Source organism: Paenibacillus sp. FSL K6-2859, assembly GCF_038008265.1.
GTDB lineage: Bacteria > Bacillota > Bacilli > Paenibacillales > Paenibacillaceae > Paenibacillus_AQ > Paenibacillus_AQ nitricinens.
Genome location: NZ_JBBOYU010000002.1, coordinates 219,564 through 238,030 on the forward strand (window position 1 = coordinate 219,564; position 18,467 = coordinate 238,030).

An 18,467-nucleotide genomic window follows, 5' to 3' on the forward strand; every position below is an offset into this window, starting at 1 on the left:
GGAGGTTTTTCATTTGAAATTTAAATTGCATTATTTTCTTTCAATTTTAGTTCTATTAATTGGATTTGGAGGGCTTTTTGGATATGACCTATATATAAAACCTTATGTGCTCTCACAGAAAGTCGTTAAAGTGAAGGTCGCATCTGGAGGGTATCTCCCTAAAAATTATGAATTATCTACAAAAGATGTCTATCTTGAAGCTGTCCAAACAAAAGATGTACCTATAAATGCAATACATAGCATCAAAGATGTTGAAAATAAGATACTCAATGTGAATTTAACAGATGGAGTTATATTAACTGAATCTTTGGTTGATGTAGATGATTTGGAGCCAGGTCCAAATGAAGGGATCTATCCAATACCAAAAGAAGCAATTTACGCAATTAATGGCTCGTTGCGAAGTCGCGATAAAGTTGACATTTACTTAGTGAAGGATCGTACGAAAGAACAAAAGAGCGCATCATCTGATGCAATAGATGTTCCAAGTGTAGATTCAGCTTTTCTAACAGCAGTCACAGTAAATTATGTAAGAACTGAGGACAATAATGATGTTAAAGACACTGAAAACGGTAATATCACAAACCGTACAACATCAACTGGCAAGGTTTCGGTACCTGAACTTAAAATACCTAACGAGGACGCAAAGCAACTTAAACAATATCTTGAACAAGGAGATAAACTTTGGATTGTCAGAGTTGAGTAGGAGGAGAAAATGAAAACGATATTTACAAACGGGTTAGATCAAATAACGGTTAACACGTTACGAAACATAGGCTATACAGTGATTCCACAAAACATAATACCATCTTCAGAACAACTACAAGATAACATATTAATACTTACTAGCGAAGTAGTTGATATTCAAAACCTCTCAACTATCAAGAGCGAAAATAAGGAAGCAGAAGTAATTTACTGGTATTTAAAAAAGGGAGTAAGAGGTTATCAAGCAATTCATGCTATCTGTGAACTGAATGGAGTTTATTTTGTACCACCACGAGCAACAACTGCTAATTTAATCGAAAAAATTAAATACATTCTAGAAGAAGATAATGAACTAAATGGAAATCTAATAGGTTTCTTTGGATCAGCTCCGGGAGTGGGTTGTACTAGTAACGCCAAAATTTTCTCGAAAAGAATCGCAGCCAAAGGAAAAAAAGTTATACTTCTCGGTCTTGATCTCTATGATCCGGGAAATGAACGTCAAACAAGCATTAGTTTGGATTTATTACGCCCACGTATAACTGGGAAGTTACTCCAAGCAGAAGATGTTAATCTACTACTTAAACAAGATGGATATCTTTACTTACCTGGTAATCATGACACGCTCAGTGCACTAGATTACCATGAGGATGAAATTGAATATTTACTATCATGGTGTAAAGAACACGCCGATGTAGTTGTTGCTGATTTTGGATCAATCGCAGAGAGCGCAGCTTGGTACGTGGGTATGCAAATATCAAGTTTAAGAATGATTGTTACACATTTGCGACACGAGTATCGCTTAAAACAATTCATGGAATTGGCAAAACAACTAAGTATATACCCACACGAGTTCTCATTAATAATTAATCGGTCGAATGTTGTAGATGTTGTTACTCCTAAAGCGCTTGCTATGCAAATAGGGTCTGAAGTATTAATTGAAATCCCTCAGTATCCGAATTATCCAGAAAATCTACCTCTTGGGAAGAAAGAGACAATTAGAATTGATGAAATAGTAGATGGATTTCTAATTGCTCTTGGTTTGGCAGAAAACAAGCAAAAGAAAGGATTTTTTTCATGATTCTTGATAAGACAATTTCAACTTCTTCGTCAACCGTACCGTTCTCTCTTAAAGAACGAATGATGAAAAATCGCATAACAAGTACTGAAGACTTCTATTCATATCTAAATAAAATGAAAAAAGATATTACTCCAGAATTGCGGCGGGAGGATGAAGACTATTATGTACTCAATGCAAAAGCATTAATGGGAGACTTGCAAGCTATATCGTACTTCATGAATGAGATTGAGAAATATGTTCGGAAAAATCCATATGGTGGAAAAATACCGGATGCATACAGTAGCATTACTGAAGCATTGTACCATGAATGGAAGGGCTATGGACCAGCTTTCAAATGGATCACTGATCGCTCCTATAGCGATTCAACAGGGCTGCAAATCATTGGTGAACAGATCTTCTACAATAATAAAGGCGTGTTTAGTAAGTATCCTTATAAGATGCCCTCGTTAGACCGGGTAGAGCAGCTTAAGCGTACATTGATGAAGGGTGCGCCAAGTGCAAAATTGAATAAAGACAAGCCTTCTGCAGAGTTTAAAATGGATGATCCCCTGTGGCCAGGGCGATTCATCCGTATAGCGATATGGGTTTCTCCACGTGTCTGGGATGGCTTTACTACTATTACTATGCGGCGGCAAGTTGTAGAGTATATGAATTTTGATGAACAAGCTGGTACTAGCTCTATCCCTGCGGAAAGCATAGACCTACTAAGAGATCTAAGTTATCTATTTAGAAACACTGTAGTAGCCGGTCCTGTTGGATCAGGGAAATCAACATTTGCCAATACAATCGTAGGTGAACAATTACAAGGATCAACCTCTTGCATGGGGGTAGTCATGATTGAAAAACATCCAGAATCAATATTGCCTTATCAAATTAAAGGACATCGTATTATTCCGATTCAGGCTGAAAATGATGAACTAATGGAAGTTGGAATTGAGTCACTTCGTCATGATCCTAATATTCTTTTTATGACAGAAATGAGATTCCATGAGTGGGAATTTTACTTTTTCAGCGGAGAAAAGGGGTACAACGGTATAATCGGCACTTTCCATACAGTTGATTCTGAAGATATTCCATATCAAGGTGCGTTCGCTGTATTTACTCGTTTGGGAGGTAGTCTGAAGGGCCATTTAATCTCTGCGATGAAATCCTGTGAGATAGTTTTCATTATGGAACCTACAGATGCAGGTGAGAAAAAGTTAACCCGGATTTCAGAGGTCTTCTATGATGAAGCGAAAAATTCCGTATTTGCCAGTGATATCATGCGTTACGAACAAGCTACCAATGAATGGACTTATAATGATCAACTTACAGAGAGTATAGTCAAAAGAATGCAAAAAAAGAATCCGGAAGTTACTCAGCGGTTCCTTGAAGAGTTGAAAAGGTTGACTAAACTCAAACCAATGAAAGATCCATTGAAAGAAAGCTTAAAGGCAAAAATTGTACTCAACAGTCAGTGAGGAGGACTTTATGAACAATATAAGCGATTATGCTATTCGTCTTTTTTTTCACTTTTTAGTTGTTCTGGGTATCTGGAAACTAGTAAAGCCCCTCATTGATGAACAACTTCGTTATATAGCGAAGAAACGAGAATACAGGAAGAATGCAAAACATTTTAATGAAGCATCTAAAAGGAATAAACGATTTATCTATCGACATTTAGATAATCTATTGTATCTAACTCAGGATAAGTATGAACCTTTTGTTAGTGTAACAAAATTCATACTTCAAAGCGGATTTCTACTGGTCGGTATATTTATTATTACTCTATTAACAATGCAGGAGCTCCCATCGCTGTTCAGTTCAGATCCCTTTTTCGATGGAAATCTGCAAACCAGTAATATAGATACAATTAAGTCTGTTTGGAAGTTACCGATGTTATTGGCAATATTAGCAGGAAGTATTCCATATATAGTTATGCGCTATAAATATACTAAACGACAAACAGAAGGTAGTTATGACTTATTAGATGTTGTGAAAATATACGCCAAATATACTTACTTATCTGTGGACGCTGCTCTGTATGCAACGTCAGACTTCCTTATGGATAACAATGTACTTAAACGGCCTTTGAGAATACTTGCAGATGAGTTTTCAAATTATAGCAATGAAACGATGCTGCAAGGCGAAGCTCAAAGATTCGCTAGTACTGTCTCAACGACCTTTGCTCGTATATTCATCAGCGATTTATTAGATGCTGAGAAAGAAGGTAATGTTAATCTCAATCTTTCATTACTTGAATTAAACGATTCAATGGAGCAACAAAGAGAAACAATTTTGACTGTAAAAGCAAACAATAGTGATGCTATTAAACTAGGTCTATACGGAAATCTCCTTGTATTTGTATTATCCATCGGTACATTCATGTTTATGCTAAAACCAGGATTGTATTTTAAATTACAATTTCAAACTCCGATTGGAGTCACATTTTTTATGATTATTGTTATTAGTTTTGTTATAGCATTTCTATTCAGTATCCTTCTTTCGAGACCAAAACTAGATTACCAGTAAGTGAGGTGAGAAACATTGGATAAATTATTTACTATAGTTTCAACAATTGGAATAGCGTACTTCGCATTATTGGTATTTCTAAGTACTAGCAAGAGCCACGAACGAGATCTATTTCGCAAACAAATCAATGTTAGAGCTGTAATGATGAAATTTCAGAGTGATCAATTCCAAGAGAAATTAGACAATTCTGGATATCCGGTAAAAGCCCAAAATGTTAACTTTATTCGTTACGCAACGGCCCTGATATTTTTCTTATTCATGTTCCTCAGTTCATATGTTAGAGAAATAACGCTGTCTTATAAAGAGGTTTTAATTCCAATTCTCATTCTATTAATTAGCAGTCCAATGAAATATTTACCGTTGGGATGGATTTTGAATAGGAAGTTTCAGCAAAATATCCTCCATAAGGATGGGGAGATCGTTTCATTTTTAAAACAATATCAGAATAATCGACTTAGAAATAGAGGCTATATTGAGTTTGGAGCTTTTTGCGCACAAGTTGCTCCAACATTTGAATATCTTAAAGATGATTTAAATGAACTAGCAGAAAAGTCTACAGATGATGGTGTAGAAGAAGCTATAAAACATTTTTGCGATAAGTTTCCTGCGAATCATCATTTCATGTCCAATGTTCGTTCGATCCTACTTGCAACAGAAGGCATGGCTGATAATAATGAGGCAATTGAATATCTAAAAAAACAAAATACTGCAATTTCAAAGATATCCAGTGATCACTATCAAAAAAAATGGACAAGGATAGGGGACTGGGCTGGCATCATTAATGTAACCCCATCTATTAGTACATTCTTGATGATCGTAGTGTTGTCCTTGCAATATATCATGTTACTAAGAGGGAATTTTAATGGAGTTAGTCTCTTCCGTTAAAAATAAATATTTATATTACGATTAGGAGGGATCGAAAAAAGTTTTTGCGGGATCTTTAACAACTCAAATTAAAAGGAGAGAATTTAAAAATGAAAGATCAAACTATGGGACATGGACTTTTTATTGCAGTAGGTTTTGTATGTGTAGGGTTGTTGATTGCATTTCTTTTTCCAATTGTACGTGATGTAATAACGGATGCAACAAGTAAAAAGCCTACTGTACCTACCTCGATGATAGTTTCTCCGGCTAAGCAAACAAATTTGATTATTACTCTACCTGATGAAGCTGTTCAAGCAGCATGAAAGATCAGACTATAGGGATAGCGATTTTTCTTGGTTTGGCATTTGTTGTGGCCGCAATGTATCTTGGGGCAGCAACAGGAATGATTGGTGATGGGCAAGATAATATTATCTCTTACACAAAAAAAGTTGAGCATTATTGACTATTAGAAAGGAGTTTTTGTTAGTTGAAAGAGACCATCCTCCGGGCATTATTCATGTGGCTTATCCTGTTTGTTATGCTCCAGCCCATTTTCACATATATTGACTACCTGCTGGATCTTCAGGTTAAGGCAAACACTTCTTATATCACTCAGAAGGCTGCAACAGAGGGGATGGTCACTTCATCAATGAAAAGTGAAGTGATCGCTAATCTCACCGCTGTAGGGTTCAGCGCTTCCGCAATTTCTATAAAGAGCACGACTGAAACGGTTCAAGATCGTAAATCAAGACTCGATGTTTACATCACTGCTCCACGGATAAATTTGTTTCCATATAATTTCTCATCGAACATTGCATCGTTAAATTACTATGGTCACGGATCCATTATGAGTGAATACCTCGATTAAGGGATGATACTAAAATGGACTATATTATTAAGCTGGCTTTCGCATTTTTAATCTTTATGTTTACTTGGTTCTTTCAGGTGCAAAATCAAGAATGGGATGTTAATCGATCATTATTAAAGGATGCAAATAATATGGCAGTACATGACGCAGCACAAGAGATTAATGAAGATCAGCGTTCTCACGGACTTCTTATTATAAATCCAACTGAAGCATATGCCACATTTAAAGAGACACTACAGAAGAATCTTGGACTAGACAGCGAGCTCTCTCCACTAGAAGGGAGCCGCTTCCATGATAAAGTGAATATATTAGAGTTTGTAGTCATTGATGAATCCTCAAGTGTGAGCTTCCCGTTTCTCTACGAGGATCAACGGTATGGGATCACTAAATACATACAAGGACCATCTGTGATCGCAGTAATTGAGACTAAGCATCCTCAACTGTTAGCTACTGGTAAGTTGCAGGAGCCTATACAGGTACCTGCTGTGCAGGAGTATAAATTCAATGAATAATATGCGGGGAGTTGAATCAGTTGGGCATAATGTGCCAAGAAGATGCCACTTTTGCAAAGACCATGACAAAGGATGTTTTAGTGCGTGTGGTATTCTCTAGCGAAATCGCATTGTCTATAGAAAGGGATAATGAGGGAGTTGTAAAAAGACTCGTTATAATGATGGGGAATACTAGTCAGTTCCTTGATTTACTAGATCATGATAAATCAGAAAATGAAATTATACAATTTATTGAGACGCAATATATAGAACTGAAAAGATCATTTGAATCTTCTGTCTTCGAGAAAAAATTCAATATAATGTTGGATTTATCATGGAAAATTAAATCTTATATAGAAAACTAAGTAAAGTTATTTATTTGAAAATATTTCTTTAATTAACTTACAATTCGTCTTACAATATATATATAAGATGAAATGTAAGGAGGTAAAACGTGAGAAACTACTCTGCGACAGTATCATCCAAAGGGCAAATTGTTATTCCGATAAAAATAAGGAATGAGTTAAAAGTCAAAACAGGAGATACGATTGACTTCATTCTTCAAGGCGATGTCATCACCATTCAAAAGGGAATTCGTTTTACTTGCCCCGCTTGTAAGGGCAAGAAAGATCACAATGATGAGATATGCTTTGTTTGTGATGGTAGTAGTGAGATTAACCCAAATGTATCACTTTTCCATGAAATTGAAAGAGTAGTTAGTTACTCTATCTCGGTAAATGTGAACAATGATAGTAGTGACGATGAAAATTTATCAAGCTCTTTTCCAAAGATTCAGGTACATACAAAACGATATCCAAAGAATGTAATCGGTTGGTACCAAGATTACTTGCAAGCGAAAGCTGTGGAACAATTTGTTGATCGCGGTGATATCGAGAACAACACTCTTGATATCACCGATATTGTTGATAGTTTTAATTTAAAAGAGGTCAAAGCTGCTATTATCAAACATTTGCCTTCTGTTAAGAGGTTATCTGAACTCGTAATCACAATTAATGACTAAAAACTACTATAAAAAAGGGAGATGTAATTAATGAATAAAACAATGATGAAATCAATTTTGACAGCAACAATGTTATTTAGTGTGGTTTTGGGTAATGGGGCCATTACAAGCGCAGCGACTGTTAAACCGGCTGCTACTGCCAAACCAACAGCTACACCATTACCTATCATGAGGGATAACCTTAGTAAATACGGGCTGAAAAAGGATATTGAACTACCGGTGACTGTGACAGCTGGAGGACTTAGCTACACTTTGGAAAAGATCATGATTTATGATTTTAATTCCAAAGATGCACAGGGGTTAATTAAGAAATACGACTACCAAGGAACAGGAAAATATTTTATTTGGACAAAGATTACGGTTGAGAATAAGAGCAAGGACACGATTCGGCAGAATGTAACGGACTTAAGCGAAAAGTGGAGATTACTTTTTGGTGATGAACCGACGGCTCCTGCAATGCCTAAAGCCAGTTATTACAAACCAAATAGTAAAGAAGCTGTATGGGATTGGAGTCTAGCACCTGGGCAAAAGTTAAGTACGTATCAAGCTTATATTTATAGAGGGAATTTCAACTGGTTCTACATTAAAGCGAAATATAAAGGTGCTTCTGAGTCGAAATACATCGTTAATCGTCCAGTAGAGTAGGTAAATACAATGAAAAATATCTATGCTTTTGCTCTTTGCTTGTTCTTAATTTTCCCTTTCTTTATTTATCCTGCAGAGGCAGCCGACACGAAATCTATAACATTGAGCGTACCAATTACAACGGGCTTGACGGGATCGAACAACAGCGCGAAGACATTTTATTTAGACCTTCCTAGTGGGGTATCTAGCGCCTCGATCAAGACAGGTACGCTTAAATATAACGGCAATAACAGTACTATCGGTGCAATTACACTTGAAAATGGTAAGGTGAAAGTTACTTTGAAGGGGAATGAAAAGTCTGAAACATTTTCGGTAGAAGGATACGATGGGGATTATAAAGAACAATTCATCACCCAACCTGGTAATTCCATCTGGCGTTATGCGGATGGTAGAAGGTGGCAGATCAATAACTACAAATATGAACTGGGAAAGAACGAAAGCTATAACGTCAATGCTGCAGATTCGCTCATGCCATCAGGTGAACCGCCCAAAAGGGATGTAGTTACAAAATCAGATATTTCTAATAGGGGATTAGTATGGTTTGGTAAGGGAGGAACAGAAATAATATCTGCTAGTAGTGTCATTCAGTCTAGTATCAGAGTTGAAATGTCAAATCTTATTGGAGCGACTGGTAAAAGCGAAATCAAGGATGGCAATAAGTTTATTATTACCTACACAGTGCCTTCGGCGAATGTCCGGCCAGAACAAGTTTCAGATGGTTTTGATAAGGGACAATGGGTAGAAGGACGCTTGTATTTTGTGTTGCTTCCTTATTATTTCACAGCCAGTGCCAAAGTAACTTCTTACAGCTACGCTGGCACTGTGAACTTCGACTACACCCTCCCTACAGAACCCACACTTACTGGCACCGTAACCCTAAATAAACCTAACCCTAATCCTACAAAATTGGGGGATAAAGATGAACCTGTACAAATTTCATTAATGGGGCAGCTGCAAGGATACAATGATGCTTCAAACATTGATGAGTGGGTGTTCTATGCTAAAGAGAAAGATAGGAACAACACACTCAAAACGAAAAAGGAGTCCGCAAAGACATTTAACGTAAGCACGTTATTTGACTTTGAAATTAAAAAGTCGAGTGTGACGGGCGAACATTTTACTCAGGAATATGCTTTAACCGTTCTCGTCCGTTTTAAAAAGCCAATCGTCACAAAGAATGGAACCATCACCTCTCTGGAACAGCCTCTACAGATTTCAGCAGGTGTTTATAAAAACCAACCCCTGGTTACTTTTCCTCCACCTCCGACCGAGCCAGCAGAACCGGAAGGAAAGCCGCCTATTGCAAGAATATCAACAGCTAGATACATAAAAGCAGGGGATGATATGCTCGTTAGCGGAAATGCTTCCTATGATCCGGATGGATATATCACTGATTATGCTTGGAGCACATCTGGAGCGCAGGGAGAAATAGGAAATGTCCCAAGGGGGTATGTATGGTATACCAGAGAGCAAGTTGGAGAGACATTTCCTATAGCGCTCACAGTCGTTGACAATGATGGACAAATAGGTAGTACAAGTACAGAAGTTACCGTCATTGAGCCGAAACCAGCAGCAATTATAGGTATCGAAGGAATACTTAAACAAAATCGTAAAACGACATTGTTTAATAGAAGCCAGAGTCCAACACGCTTTCCGTTAATCGCATCGAAAACACGAGTTACCATCACTGCTGTATCTGGCGGTACGAATGCAGATATTAAATATAGTGGTACATTATCTGAACTTGAAAGCAAAGACATCTTATTTAAGAAACCTGGTAAATATAAGGCTTCGATTTATGTGGAAAATACGCTGGGGTATTCTGATAGTGATGAGATTACTTTTGATATTGTGCCAGATGAAGCGCCGTACAACTATTTTACTCTGCCTGGAGTGGTATATCGAAGTCCTGATTACGGTAATAAAGCGGTGGTTTCATTGGATGATATCTCCTATTCGCCTGATAAAGATGTAGTGGGTCGGAGACTCTGGGAGTATCGCTATGATTCTAATAATGATGGCAGCTTTGAAGGAGAAAAATGGGTGATTTTTAGTAATGAAAATGCGGATCGTTTGAATTTAGAGCTGAGTGAGGTAGGGAAATATGAAGTCCGACTTACTGTCTTTGAAGAATTTGGTCAACCAACCATTGATGAGTTTGTGACAGAAGCTGATCGGAAATCTACAAATTCAGATGGCCAAAAGCTAAGCTCAAGAGTAGTAGAAGTGAAAAATCGAGCGCCAGAAGTGGATTGGTCCTGGTAGAAAGGTGCTTAAATGAAAAAAATAAAAGAAATGCTCTCTCTAGTCCTTATAATCACTTTATTATTCGGATTAATGCCGAGCCAGAGCGTGTATATTCAAACCGTAGAAGCTGCGACTGGTGATCCGAATATCGTCAATTATAAGGATGTTAACATTCCTGCTTACTCCGAGTACCATGATGCAGGATGGAACTACGGAGATTCAAATATAACTATAAATAATCAAAAGCTTACTAACATTAAATACAATAAAACAACCAAACAATTAACATTTGACATTAGTCCAGATGCATTATTTACTTCAAAAGCAACTATCGCTCGTCATAAAGAAAGTGGTTCGTCGAGTATAGTCCAAGGTACAACTATGTGTGTTGGCGCAATAAGTGAGGGGGCAATGTCTCAAAATCTTCCGACTTACGCGTATGGTTGTCCATCTGGAGAATATGGTCAATATGTCATGTTTAAACCACTTGAAAAACTGTTTTTCAAAGCATACTCAACCGAACCAAATGTCGTTGATACTAAAATTAATTTAGCAACAGATACACCTTATTCAAATTGGATTGGTTCAAATGTTTTTGATGGTATACCCAAAGGGATATCTATAGAATACTCGCTACGGATAGGCTATCAACATAACTCGGGCGGTTTGTCACCAGAAAATGGTTATGCTTTAATATCTTTTGGTCATACCATTCGATTTGTATACCCCTTAATACCGAACAGTCCACCTACCATTTCGTTAAATACACCTAATAATCAAGTCCTGCAGAACGAGCCTGGACGCAATACACTTAACATCGAGGGATATGTCCACGATCCAGATAATGATGATCTTATCGTAAGTGCGGAGATACCCAATGTATTTTATAGGAAGACGGTAGTATCTCAAACGAAAGGATATCAGTATTTCTCTATTCCTGTAGATGCTATAGGTGACTCTATTCCTCCAGGGGATTATACGATGACTGTAAAAGTAGCTGATCCTGCGAATTTGTCGGAATCTGTGAATATGACTTTTAAAGTTACCAATAGACTTAAGCGAAACGCTTTTGTCCTCGTGAATAGTCCTATCGAGAATAGCGGTACCACCTATGAAGACTATGAGGGAGATGCTAAATACGCTGATCGAGTGAGATATGATCATGATCCGAATTACTTTGATAACTCAATGGGTATTTTAGGGGATTCTGGATTATGGAGGACAAGTCTTTACACTTCATTTCCATATACCGGACAATATGTAGTGAGTTATCAAGCTAAGGACATACCGAAACAGGATGCTCGATTTGCTGAGTATCAGATGTGGAGTAGAGATGCTGCATCTACGATGAGTTTTAAAGTTCACCGAAAGCCAATAGCGCTTTTTTCTGCAAAGCTTATCAATGGAAATGTACAGTTAATAGACTCATCTTACGATTTAGATCACATTACCAGTAGCGATAAAGGAATTATGCAATGGCAGTGGCAATATAAAAAGAGTTTTGATGAAATGTGGATTGACGGGCAGCCGCCTGGGGGAGTTTATGAAAAGGACAGTTACGACATACGTTTAAGAGTCCGTGATGTGGATGGAGATAACGGAATCGGTGCATGGAGTGATTGGTGTCAACGTATTGTGGGAAATGCGTCTGTTAATCTACCACCCGTTGCATTATTTACCGTTGATCCGAATATCGTTTCCTATCGTAAATCTACGACCATTATAGACAAGTCTTTTGATCCAGATAATGATCCATTAGATGTATATTACTGGACTGTAATCAAAGACGGATGGAATAAAGTATGGGAACATTGGGGTGGAGCAACAACACCGCCGAATATCGCATCATTCGGTGAAGGGAATTATCAACTCAATCTACAAGTACATGATAATCGTGGTTTGTGGTCAGATTGGTACACTCAAAATGTACAAGTAGTCAATCATCCACCGGCTGCAGCATTTACAATGCCTAACGAAATATACCGCGATACGATTATCACAATGGATAACTTAACACCAGATCCGGATAAAGATGGTGATGTTTTATCTTATGCCTGGAATGCAAAATTTAATGATTCTCCTTACTATTGGGCAGGAAACAACCGTTATATTCATTCGTGAAATGGCGAGCAGCAAGTATGATCAGGTGATCGTCTCTTCGTTGATTCACTTAGCGCACAGCCTGGGATTGAAGGTCGTAGCTGAAGGAGTGGAGCATATGACGGAGCTTGACATCCTGTCGGACTATCAATGCGATGAGGTCCAGGGCTACCTGTTCAGCAGACCCTTAACGGTGAAAGACTTTGAAGATCTACTGGCGTCTGAAGGGGATTTTGACTGTAATTTTGAGGATCATAGGACAGCTCCTGACATGCTTGATTGGAGCGGGAAGGAACTTCATGCGCTATTGTAAGATTGAAGTTTTCTGATAGAATACTTCTAGAAGCAAAAAATGCATAATGCTTTCACTGGACATCATTCAAATGAGTTCAGAAAAAGCTAAAAAAATCGTGAGCCTTCGCTGATCGCTGGACCTAACGAAAAGGAACACGCTACAGATTGGTATGACGAAGTTTGAGAAAGCTGTAAAAAGAACCTACGATTATCATCGACTCGAAACCAGACCAGCTTATAGCGCAGCTTGTCCAATTACCAGTGCTCTAACTAGGGAGATTGCCGGTTCGAAAGTCCGGGTCATCCGAATCCGGCTTCACGGATGACCTCAAAGGTTAACTCAATGATTAATGTCGAGAAGAGCCGGAAATGATGAACTTTCACGTTGTGCGGCCAGTGACTACTAACAGAATACTCAAGCAAGAGCCGAACACTCAGTAAGATTTATGATTCCTAAAGATTGATTTTTAATTGTCTGTAAAGGTAGCCAGTCATTATGACCGGCTGCCTTTTGTCATTTATGAGAGGGCTTATTTCGTTTCAGTGATTTCGATTTCAGCTCCGATCGGGCGTTATGCACTTTAAACAGAGACGTTAACTTTTGCTTGAGTGACCAATGAGTTCCACTTATTGACCACCTTCTGATATTCATGATTGTGGTGCTGACACCAAAAATATCGACACCATAACTGTGCTGAACATGACCTATTACTTTTTTAACTGGTCAGTGAAATACCTGGAAGTCTGTTGCTCCATCTTCTCATATCCTATTACCTGATCTATAGGAATACTTCTGTCTAAGCGGCTAATTTATTTGTAAGAGATAACCGTTTCTACCCGTTCATTATTACACTCATTTGAGTTCCATAGTGTTAACAACGGATAGAAGCATATTCATCCATCAAGCGGAACGGAAAGTGTGTTGTTTTATTAAGACAGTATCTCAGTAGATTAACAATGCATATGTCATAGACGGGAGAAACCCAACCTGCTTATTTCCGCGAAGGACGGCAGATCCGGAGATTTGCATAATGGACTCTGGAATTACAGATTTTAGAATATCCATCCATTTCGTTGCTTTCAACTGCCTTCCCCTGGATAGAAAAGGCAGTTGGTAAATGCTGCTTGCGTAATATCGAATAGGTGATTTTTAAGAACACCGCCCCAGGTGGACAAGAAATTTTCGACATGAGGGCTGATTTTGAGACTTCCTTACACACTTCCGGTATTTAAGATTTAAAGTACCTGCGAAGCTGGTACGTCTTGTGTAATAAGAACAAGAACATCCTCACGAACATACAGTTCTGTGTATTTTTACTATTATATCGGTTTTGTATGAACAGTGAGGATATCTTTACATTTTTAGTGTGTCTTATTTGGAGCAGTATAAACTGAGGCGCCACTAATCACAAAACTTAAAGCTAAAAGAGGAACCGCAAACAACTTAAATATCTTACCGACGTTATTTTCAAACTTTACTACCCGCTGAGGAAATTATCATTATTTATATAGTATAACATTGATGAAATAAATTGCAGTAAACACTTGGAATGTTATGAAATTATCTGTATTATTAGTATAAAGTTTTTTCTTGAAATGTATAAAGTTATCCTTTTAAAGGAAGGCTTTCATAATATATATGTATACAAATGAATAGAATGTTTTTCACAAGGAGTTTTGGTATACAATGGCAGATTCTACAGTTAGAGTTGCGGAAGAACAAAAGGATGAAATAAATGAGATAGCTAAAAAATTAGGGGACGGTGCAAGCCAAAAGGAAGCAATATCCTATCTACTTCAGTTAGAAAAAGTAAAAAGGGAACAGGATAATGGTCGTTCAATTCCGAGGTTAAATGATATAAACCAATTCGCCTCACGCATCATTAATATCTATACTGAAATGTATTTGACAATGAGGGATCAGGAAGAAGTCTCTCAAGAGGCAATTACTAATAGAAGGTTAGAAGTGGAGGAGCTCAAAGCTCGAATATACGAAATAAAAGAAGAGCTAGAGAAAGTACAGGATGAAGCAAATCGAAAGATCGATGAGATCATCCTGTCTGCAGATAAAAAGATCGCCGATGCAGAGGATGAATTCCGAAGAGTTAACGAGCAAAAGGATTTAGAAATCAGCCGTATTAAGGGTGAAGCGGCTCTGGTCAGAGAGACTGCCGAGAAAGAACTTCAACAGATGAGGTTGCTAGTTAAGGAGTCTCAAGAATCTAAAGAACAATCGGCTAAGTTGGTAGTTCTTGCTCAGGAAATGGCAGAAAATGCGAACATCAAGTCAGTTGCTAACGAAGAACTTGCTTTGAAAGCAGTGCAATTTCAAGAGGAAATGCAAGATATGAAGAGAGGGTTGCAACAGATTAAGGATGAGGCGAAAAAAAAGGAACAGAACTTTATACATGAGATTGAAAAGCTGCAGTTAAATGCTGAGATCAATAAAGAGCGTGCTGTATTGGAAACGCAGCGTAAAATGATGGATAAAGAGACTGAATTGCGTGATAAGGTATCTGATCTGCGAGAGCAAATCTCAAAGCTACAAAGCGGGAAATAGATTGAAGTATAGAGGGCATCCGGTTTGTTTGTGGGTTTCTTGATTTAATAGAGTCAGGAATTAATGGAAAGGATTTAATACAGCCTAATTATAGACAGTAGGAGTTGGACTTGGAAATATTGTCCTCAACTTCTGCTGTTTATTTGTATGACGAGGAACGCTTCGAGCCGATATTTCGCTTGCTTTAGGAGAACCATCAAATGGGATTCCAACTCAGATTAGACAAGATGAAGCCATTCACTTCAATATATAATTGGCTTGAAGAATCTAGTATGATTAGAACGACGGTAGCTTAGTCACGGATGACGTGTTGTGGGATTGGCACAGAGAATGCTTATTTAGGCCTGATGAGCCAACAGCGATTATGAGATTGATATCAGATTATACTAATTGCAATGCTGTGAAAACGGATTGAAATATGGTACTAGAAGATACTAAGTAAAACACTTAGATTCGCCGCTATATAAGTATTGACATCTTCGAAGTTAACCGTGTCGTGAACTCATCCACCTAGGGGAGTAGTGAATCCTACTATGGCCTGCTGCTTCATAATTGCCACTCATACAGATCTGCTTAGTACATCCCATGACAAAACAAATGACTCTCATTTGTTCAGGTGACAATGAGCGTTTTGTATTTTCAAACTGTGAGATCATAACTGATGACATAGAAATACTCGTTTATAAGTTGGGAAAATAGAATGTTTGATAGAAAACCTTGAGTTTTCTTAAAGTATTTTGAATAATCGGTTGAACGCAAAAAAACCGTCCCCTAATAAGCTGGCGGCCGGGAATGGTTTTTGCACTATGCTTTAAATTGCTGATGAAATGGAGAAGTTTGTGAATTTTGGAATTTCAGTACGCATAACCTTAGTTGCATATAAATTCAGAGACGGATTGTTCGCAAGAAAGATTTCAATTAGCTCTTGAGCACAAAGCAGTGCTTCTTCTTCCGTGTCTCCTACAGCGCTGAGACGAAGTTCTGGAACATAAATTGAAAAGTTATTTTCGGCATAATCTTCCTCAATTAACAACGTTAAACCTTCTGACATGATGTATCCTCCCTAGGCATATGAAACTGTACTAATTATAGTACGATTATACCCTAAATATTGTTACTGTGAGAGAAATCACCTAATTGGTTTTAATTTAGCCATAGACGGTAAATTTAATGTCGAAATATCACGATATATGAAAGAAAAAGAAAGGTGTTTGCGAAATGAATATGCAATTAACGGCAATTGTCGCAGAAAATAAGCTGTTGGACCGAGAAAAGTTAGCGCATTATGCTCATGATTTAGGGATTAAGGTAGTGAGTAAGGTAGCATCTGGGGAGTGGCTTATTGATGAATGTGAGAAATATGAACCGGATATTTTGTTCTTAAATCTTAGTTTAAGTGGGATGGATGGCCTATCAGCATATCAGATTTTATTGGGTAGAGGAATTAAGACCTACTTAATATTAGTTACTAGTAATATGGATTCAGAGCTGTTATTGACCGGATTTAAATTGAACTGTTTGGATATTTTAAACAAACCTATAAGATATGAACAATTAATTGAAGCAGTTAATAAAGCAAAGGAACTAGTGAAAAGAGACTTGTTGATCTCGAAATCAAATCCAGGCAGAATTATTAAAATTATATCCCTATACAAAACGATATACATAAATGAGAGTAATCTTATTTATGCACATAAGTTAAAGGGGGAACACAAGTCTCTAGTATTTATAGAGGGGGAATTTAAATCGGGGATCGAAACAACCACTACGTTGACAGATATTTTAAAACAGTGTTCAAAATATATATTCTTATCAAACCCGTCTAATCTTATTAATCTTAATTATATTAAATCTATATATGTCAGTGAAAAGTCTATGGGTACTTATATTATTAGGCTTGTAAATAATGATGTTGAAATTGAGTTGTCACGTAGGAAAAAGAAACAGTTTGATCAATTGTTTTCTACTATATACTAGACTATTCACTATTTCTTCTTATGTATCCTTTGAGCTGGGACACATTGTATTTTTTAATTCAGACACTACAGACTAAGACTCTACTTCAAATTATTTATTTGCAACGCAGAATGGCGATTATTTCATAATAAGACAACTCTTCCCATTATACTGAGCGACTTAGGCTATTCCTCTATTGAAGCGGAACGATATGGGTATGGCAGCGCTAGAGGATACTTTAGCCCGATGTCTAAAATATTAGCTTTGGTGATTACTCAGTCTCTCCCGCTACGAGTACCGATTCAATCTTCCTATGGGTAGAAGATATTGCTGGTGAATAGCCCGCTTAAAGATCGAAATAAAGTGAAATTCTTTAATCAAGGTGTCGCTAAGTGTGTGTTTTTAGAGGCATTTGACCCCACTGAGGAGGTTTCAAATCAAGCTTGGGGTGAACGTATCGTCAGGAGAATAGAAGCACCGTTGGGTCCAGCACTAATCCAAAGCCCATTAATCGATGTTATCAAGGTCAAAATTCATTGGAACTGGACGGACCTCTTTGGTCGCAGAAAGATAGAAGTGGTTATAGCGATTTTGAAAAATATAGTACTGTTGCCTTAGTGTAAAACGAAAAGGTTAAGACTCAAATGCTTTATGGTTTGATCTACAAAGAATTATTAACACGGGACCTCCTTACAGCTTAACTGCCATACGGAAGGTGTCTTAGGCAAATCCTGCGACGAAGGTTACGTCGCAAATGAATTTGCAGCAACCTGGGATAATTCTCGGAAGTTGAATACTATAGATACGAAGTACCCGAGATGCAGGCGGCGTGTGCAAACCCGGAATGAGGTGGAGCAACGTCCTCTTTATCAGCGACTGCGGTACGGTACCGTTAAGTCTCCACCTAACAGATCGAGTGAGCAACTTCCGTGTTGCCTACCCTGTTGTATGCTAATAGCTACTAGAGACGACCAGCACGCAGTAGACTTGAAATTAAAGATTAATGGGGACCGATTAAAGGATCAAATGGGCTATGTGTCATGAAAAAATGCACAAAGTTACCTACATGTGTCGGGGGTGAAATGAAGCAGATTGTAAAGTAACTTTTTGTGAAGATTTAGACCAGAGTG

The 18,467-nt window shown here is 37.7% G+C and carries 21 protein-coding genes; 19 read left to right on the forward strand and 2 right to left on the reverse strand.

The features are described 5' to 3' along the window. Positions 1–13: 13 nt before the first annotated feature. From MHB64_RS31660 to MHB64_RS31735, 16 genes are all read left to right on the forward strand, one after another. Positions 14–703, forward strand: a complete 690-nt coding sequence (locus MHB64_RS31660) for a hypothetical protein (RefSeq protein ID WP_280788817.1) — start codon at positions 14–16, stop codon at positions 701–703. Between the two features lie 9 nt (positions 704–712). Then, positions 713–1,780, forward strand: coding sequence for a hypothetical protein (locus tag MHB64_RS31665; RefSeq protein WP_341136297.1), 1,068 nt, complete (start codon positions 713–715; stop codon positions 1,778–1,780). A gap of 113 nt (positions 1,781–1,893) precedes the next feature. Then, positions 1,894–3,240, forward strand: coding sequence for an ATPase, T2SS/T4P/T4SS family (locus MHB64_RS31670; RefSeq protein ID WP_341136298.1), 1,347 nt, complete (start codon positions 1,894–1,896; stop codon positions 3,238–3,240). 10 nt (positions 3,241–3,250) lie between these two features. Continuing rightward, positions 3,251–4,291: a hypothetical protein gene (locus MHB64_RS31675; protein ID WP_280788814.1), complete on the forward strand. Its 1,041-nt coding sequence runs from the start codon at positions 3,251–3,253 to the stop codon at positions 4,289–4,291. Between the two features lie 15 nt (positions 4,292–4,306). Continuing rightward, positions 4,307–5,176 carry a hypothetical protein gene (locus tag MHB64_RS31680; RefSeq protein ID WP_280788813.1) on the forward strand — a complete coding sequence of 290 codons (870 nt, stop codon included), beginning with the start codon at positions 4,307–4,309 and terminating at the stop codon, positions 5,174–5,176. 89 nt (positions 5,177–5,265) lie between these two features. Continuing rightward, positions 5,266–5,478, forward strand: a complete 213-nt coding sequence (locus MHB64_RS31685) for a hypothetical protein (protein ID WP_280788812.1) — start codon at positions 5,266–5,268, stop codon at positions 5,476–5,478. After that, on the forward strand, positions 5,475–5,618 hold the full coding sequence (locus MHB64_RS31690; protein WP_280788811.1) for a hypothetical protein: 144 nt from the start codon (positions 5,475–5,477) through the stop codon (positions 5,616–5,618). The genes MHB64_RS31685 and MHB64_RS31690 overlap by 4 nt, the downstream gene beginning before the upstream one ends. A 24-nt stretch (positions 5,619–5,642) precedes the next feature. Further along, the gene (locus MHB64_RS31695) at positions 5,643–6,023 is read left to right on the forward strand and encodes a hypothetical protein (RefSeq protein ID WP_076315929.1); all 381 of its coding nucleotides are present in this window, start codon (positions 5,643–5,645) and stop codon (positions 6,021–6,023) included. Positions 6,024–6,037: 14 nt separating this feature from the next. After that, positions 6,038–6,535, forward strand: coding sequence for a hypothetical protein (locus MHB64_RS31700; protein ID WP_280788810.1), 498 nt, complete (start codon positions 6,038–6,040; stop codon positions 6,533–6,535). A gap of 29 nt (positions 6,536–6,564) precedes the next feature. Further along, positions 6,565–6,879, forward strand: a complete 315-nt coding sequence (locus MHB64_RS31705) for a hypothetical protein (RefSeq protein WP_341136299.1) — start codon at positions 6,565–6,567, stop codon at positions 6,877–6,879. 89 nt (positions 6,880–6,968) lie between these two features. Beyond that, the gene (locus tag MHB64_RS31710; RefSeq protein WP_280788808.1) at positions 6,969–7,535 is read left to right on the forward strand and encodes an AbrB/MazE/SpoVT family DNA-binding domain-containing protein; all 567 of its coding nucleotides are present in this window, start codon (positions 6,969–6,971) and stop codon (positions 7,533–7,535) included. 30 nt (positions 7,536–7,565) lie between these two features. Beyond that, on the forward strand, positions 7,566–8,180 hold the full coding sequence (locus MHB64_RS31715) for a hypothetical protein (protein WP_341136300.1): 615 nt from the start codon (positions 7,566–7,568) through the stop codon (positions 8,178–8,180). 9 nt (positions 8,181–8,189) lie between these two features. Further along, on the forward strand, positions 8,190–10,445 hold the full coding sequence (locus tag MHB64_RS31720; RefSeq protein ID WP_341136301.1) for a PKD domain-containing protein: 2,256 nt from the start codon (positions 8,190–8,192) through the stop codon (positions 10,443–10,445). A gap of 12 nt (positions 10,446–10,457) precedes the next feature. Beyond that, positions 10,458–12,548: a hypothetical protein gene (locus MHB64_RS31725; RefSeq protein WP_341136302.1), complete on the forward strand. Its 2,091-nt coding sequence runs from the start codon at positions 10,458–10,460 to the stop codon at positions 12,546–12,548. 1 nt (position 12,549) lies between these two features. Further along, positions 12,550–12,840 carry an EAL domain-containing protein gene (locus MHB64_RS31730; protein ID WP_341136303.1) on the forward strand — a complete coding sequence of 97 codons (291 nt, stop codon included), beginning with the start codon at positions 12,550–12,552 and terminating at the stop codon, positions 12,838–12,840. Positions 12,841–12,991: 151 nt separating this feature from the next. After that, complete coding sequence (locus tag MHB64_RS31735; RefSeq protein WP_341136304.1) at positions 12,992–13,147, forward strand: hypothetical protein; 156 nt, start codon at positions 12,992–12,994, stop codon at positions 13,145–13,147. A gap of 617 nt (positions 13,148–13,764) precedes the next feature. On the opposite strand, the gene MHB64_RS31740 is transcribed toward MHB64_RS31735, so the two are convergent. Then, complete coding sequence (locus MHB64_RS31740) at positions 13,765–13,905, reverse strand: hypothetical protein (protein ID WP_341136305.1); 141 nt, start codon at positions 13,903–13,905, stop codon at positions 13,765–13,767. Between the two features lie 603 nt (positions 13,906–14,508). Between MHB64_RS31740 and MHB64_RS31745 the strand changes: the two genes are divergently transcribed. Further along, positions 14,509–15,381, forward strand: coding sequence for a hypothetical protein (locus tag MHB64_RS31745; protein WP_341136306.1), 873 nt, complete (start codon positions 14,509–14,511; stop codon positions 15,379–15,381). Between the two features lie 811 nt (positions 15,382–16,192). On the opposite strand, the gene MHB64_RS31750 is transcribed toward MHB64_RS31745, so the two are convergent. Further along, positions 16,193–16,432: a type II toxin-antitoxin system HicB family antitoxin gene (locus MHB64_RS31750; RefSeq protein ID WP_341136307.1), complete on the reverse strand. Its 240-nt coding sequence runs from the start codon at positions 16,430–16,432 to the stop codon at positions 16,193–16,195. A gap of 167 nt (positions 16,433–16,599) precedes the next feature. Here MHB64_RS31750 and MHB64_RS31755 point away from each other — a divergent pair, with 167 nt between their 5' ends. Beyond that, positions 16,600–17,358 (forward strand): LytR/AlgR family response regulator transcription factor, encoded by a 759-nt coding sequence (locus MHB64_RS31755; RefSeq protein WP_341136308.1) that lies wholly within the window; start codon positions 16,600–16,602, stop codon positions 17,356–17,358. A gap of 312 nt (positions 17,359–17,670) precedes the next feature. Further along, positions 17,671–17,955 carry a hypothetical protein gene (locus MHB64_RS31760; RefSeq protein ID WP_341136309.1) on the forward strand — a complete coding sequence of 95 codons (285 nt, stop codon included), beginning with the start codon at positions 17,671–17,673 and terminating at the stop codon, positions 17,953–17,955. Positions 17,956–18,467 lie beyond the last annotated feature (512 nt).

What these genes read in the sequence shown, in the direction of transcription:
- MHB64_RS31665 (WP_341136297.1), top strand. Translation starts at nt 713, where the DNA reads ATGAAAACGATATTTACAAACGGGTTAGATCAAATAACGGTTAACACG.
- MHB64_RS31670 (WP_341136298.1), top strand. Translation starts at nt 1,894, where the DNA reads ATGAAAAAAGATATTACTCCAGAATTGCGGCGGGAGGATGAAGACTAT.
- MHB64_RS31675 (WP_280788814.1), top strand. Translation starts at nt 3,251, where the DNA reads ATGAACAATATAAGCGATTATGCTATTCGTCTTTTTTTTCACTTTTTA.
- MHB64_RS31685 (WP_280788812.1), top strand. Translation starts at nt 5,266, where the DNA reads ATGAAAGATCAAACTATGGGACATGGACTTTTTATTGCAGTAGGTTTT.
- MHB64_RS31690 (WP_280788811.1), top strand. Translation starts at nt 5,475, where the DNA reads ATGAAAGATCAGACTATAGGGATAGCGATTTTTCTTGGTTTGGCATTT.
- MHB64_RS31700 (WP_280788810.1), top strand. Translation starts at nt 6,038, where the DNA reads ATGGACTATATTATTAAGCTGGCTTTCGCATTTTTAATCTTTATGTTT.
- MHB64_RS31705 (WP_341136299.1), top strand. Translation starts at nt 6,565, where the DNA reads ATGTGCCAAGAAGATGCCACTTTTGCAAAGACCATGACAAAGGATGTT.
- MHB64_RS31715 (WP_341136300.1), top strand. Translation starts at nt 7,566, where the DNA reads ATGAATAAAACAATGATGAAATCAATTTTGACAGCAACAATGTTATTT.
- MHB64_RS31720 (WP_341136301.1), top strand. Translation starts at nt 8,190, where the DNA reads ATGAAAAATATCTATGCTTTTGCTCTTTGCTTGTTCTTAATTTTCCCT.
- MHB64_RS31725 (WP_341136302.1), top strand. Translation starts at nt 10,458, where the DNA reads ATGAAAAAAATAAAAGAAATGCTCTCTCTAGTCCTTATAATCACTTTA.
- MHB64_RS31730 (WP_341136303.1), top strand. Translation starts at nt 12,550, where the DNA reads ATGGCGAGCAGCAAGTATGATCAGGTGATCGTCTCTTCGTTGATTCAC.
- MHB64_RS31735 (WP_341136304.1), top strand. Translation starts at nt 12,992, where the DNA reads ATGACGAAGTTTGAGAAAGCTGTAAAAAGAACCTACGATTATCATCGA.
- MHB64_RS31745 (WP_341136306.1), top strand. Translation starts at nt 14,509, where the DNA reads ATGGCAGATTCTACAGTTAGAGTTGCGGAAGAACAAAAGGATGAAATA.
- MHB64_RS31750 (WP_341136307.1), bottom strand. Translation starts at nt 16,432, where the DNA reads ATGTCAGAAGGTTTAACGTTGTTAATTGAGGAAGATTATGCCGAAAAT.
- MHB64_RS31755 (WP_341136308.1), top strand. Translation starts at nt 16,600, where the DNA reads ATGAATATGCAATTAACGGCAATTGTCGCAGAAAATAAGCTGTTGGAC.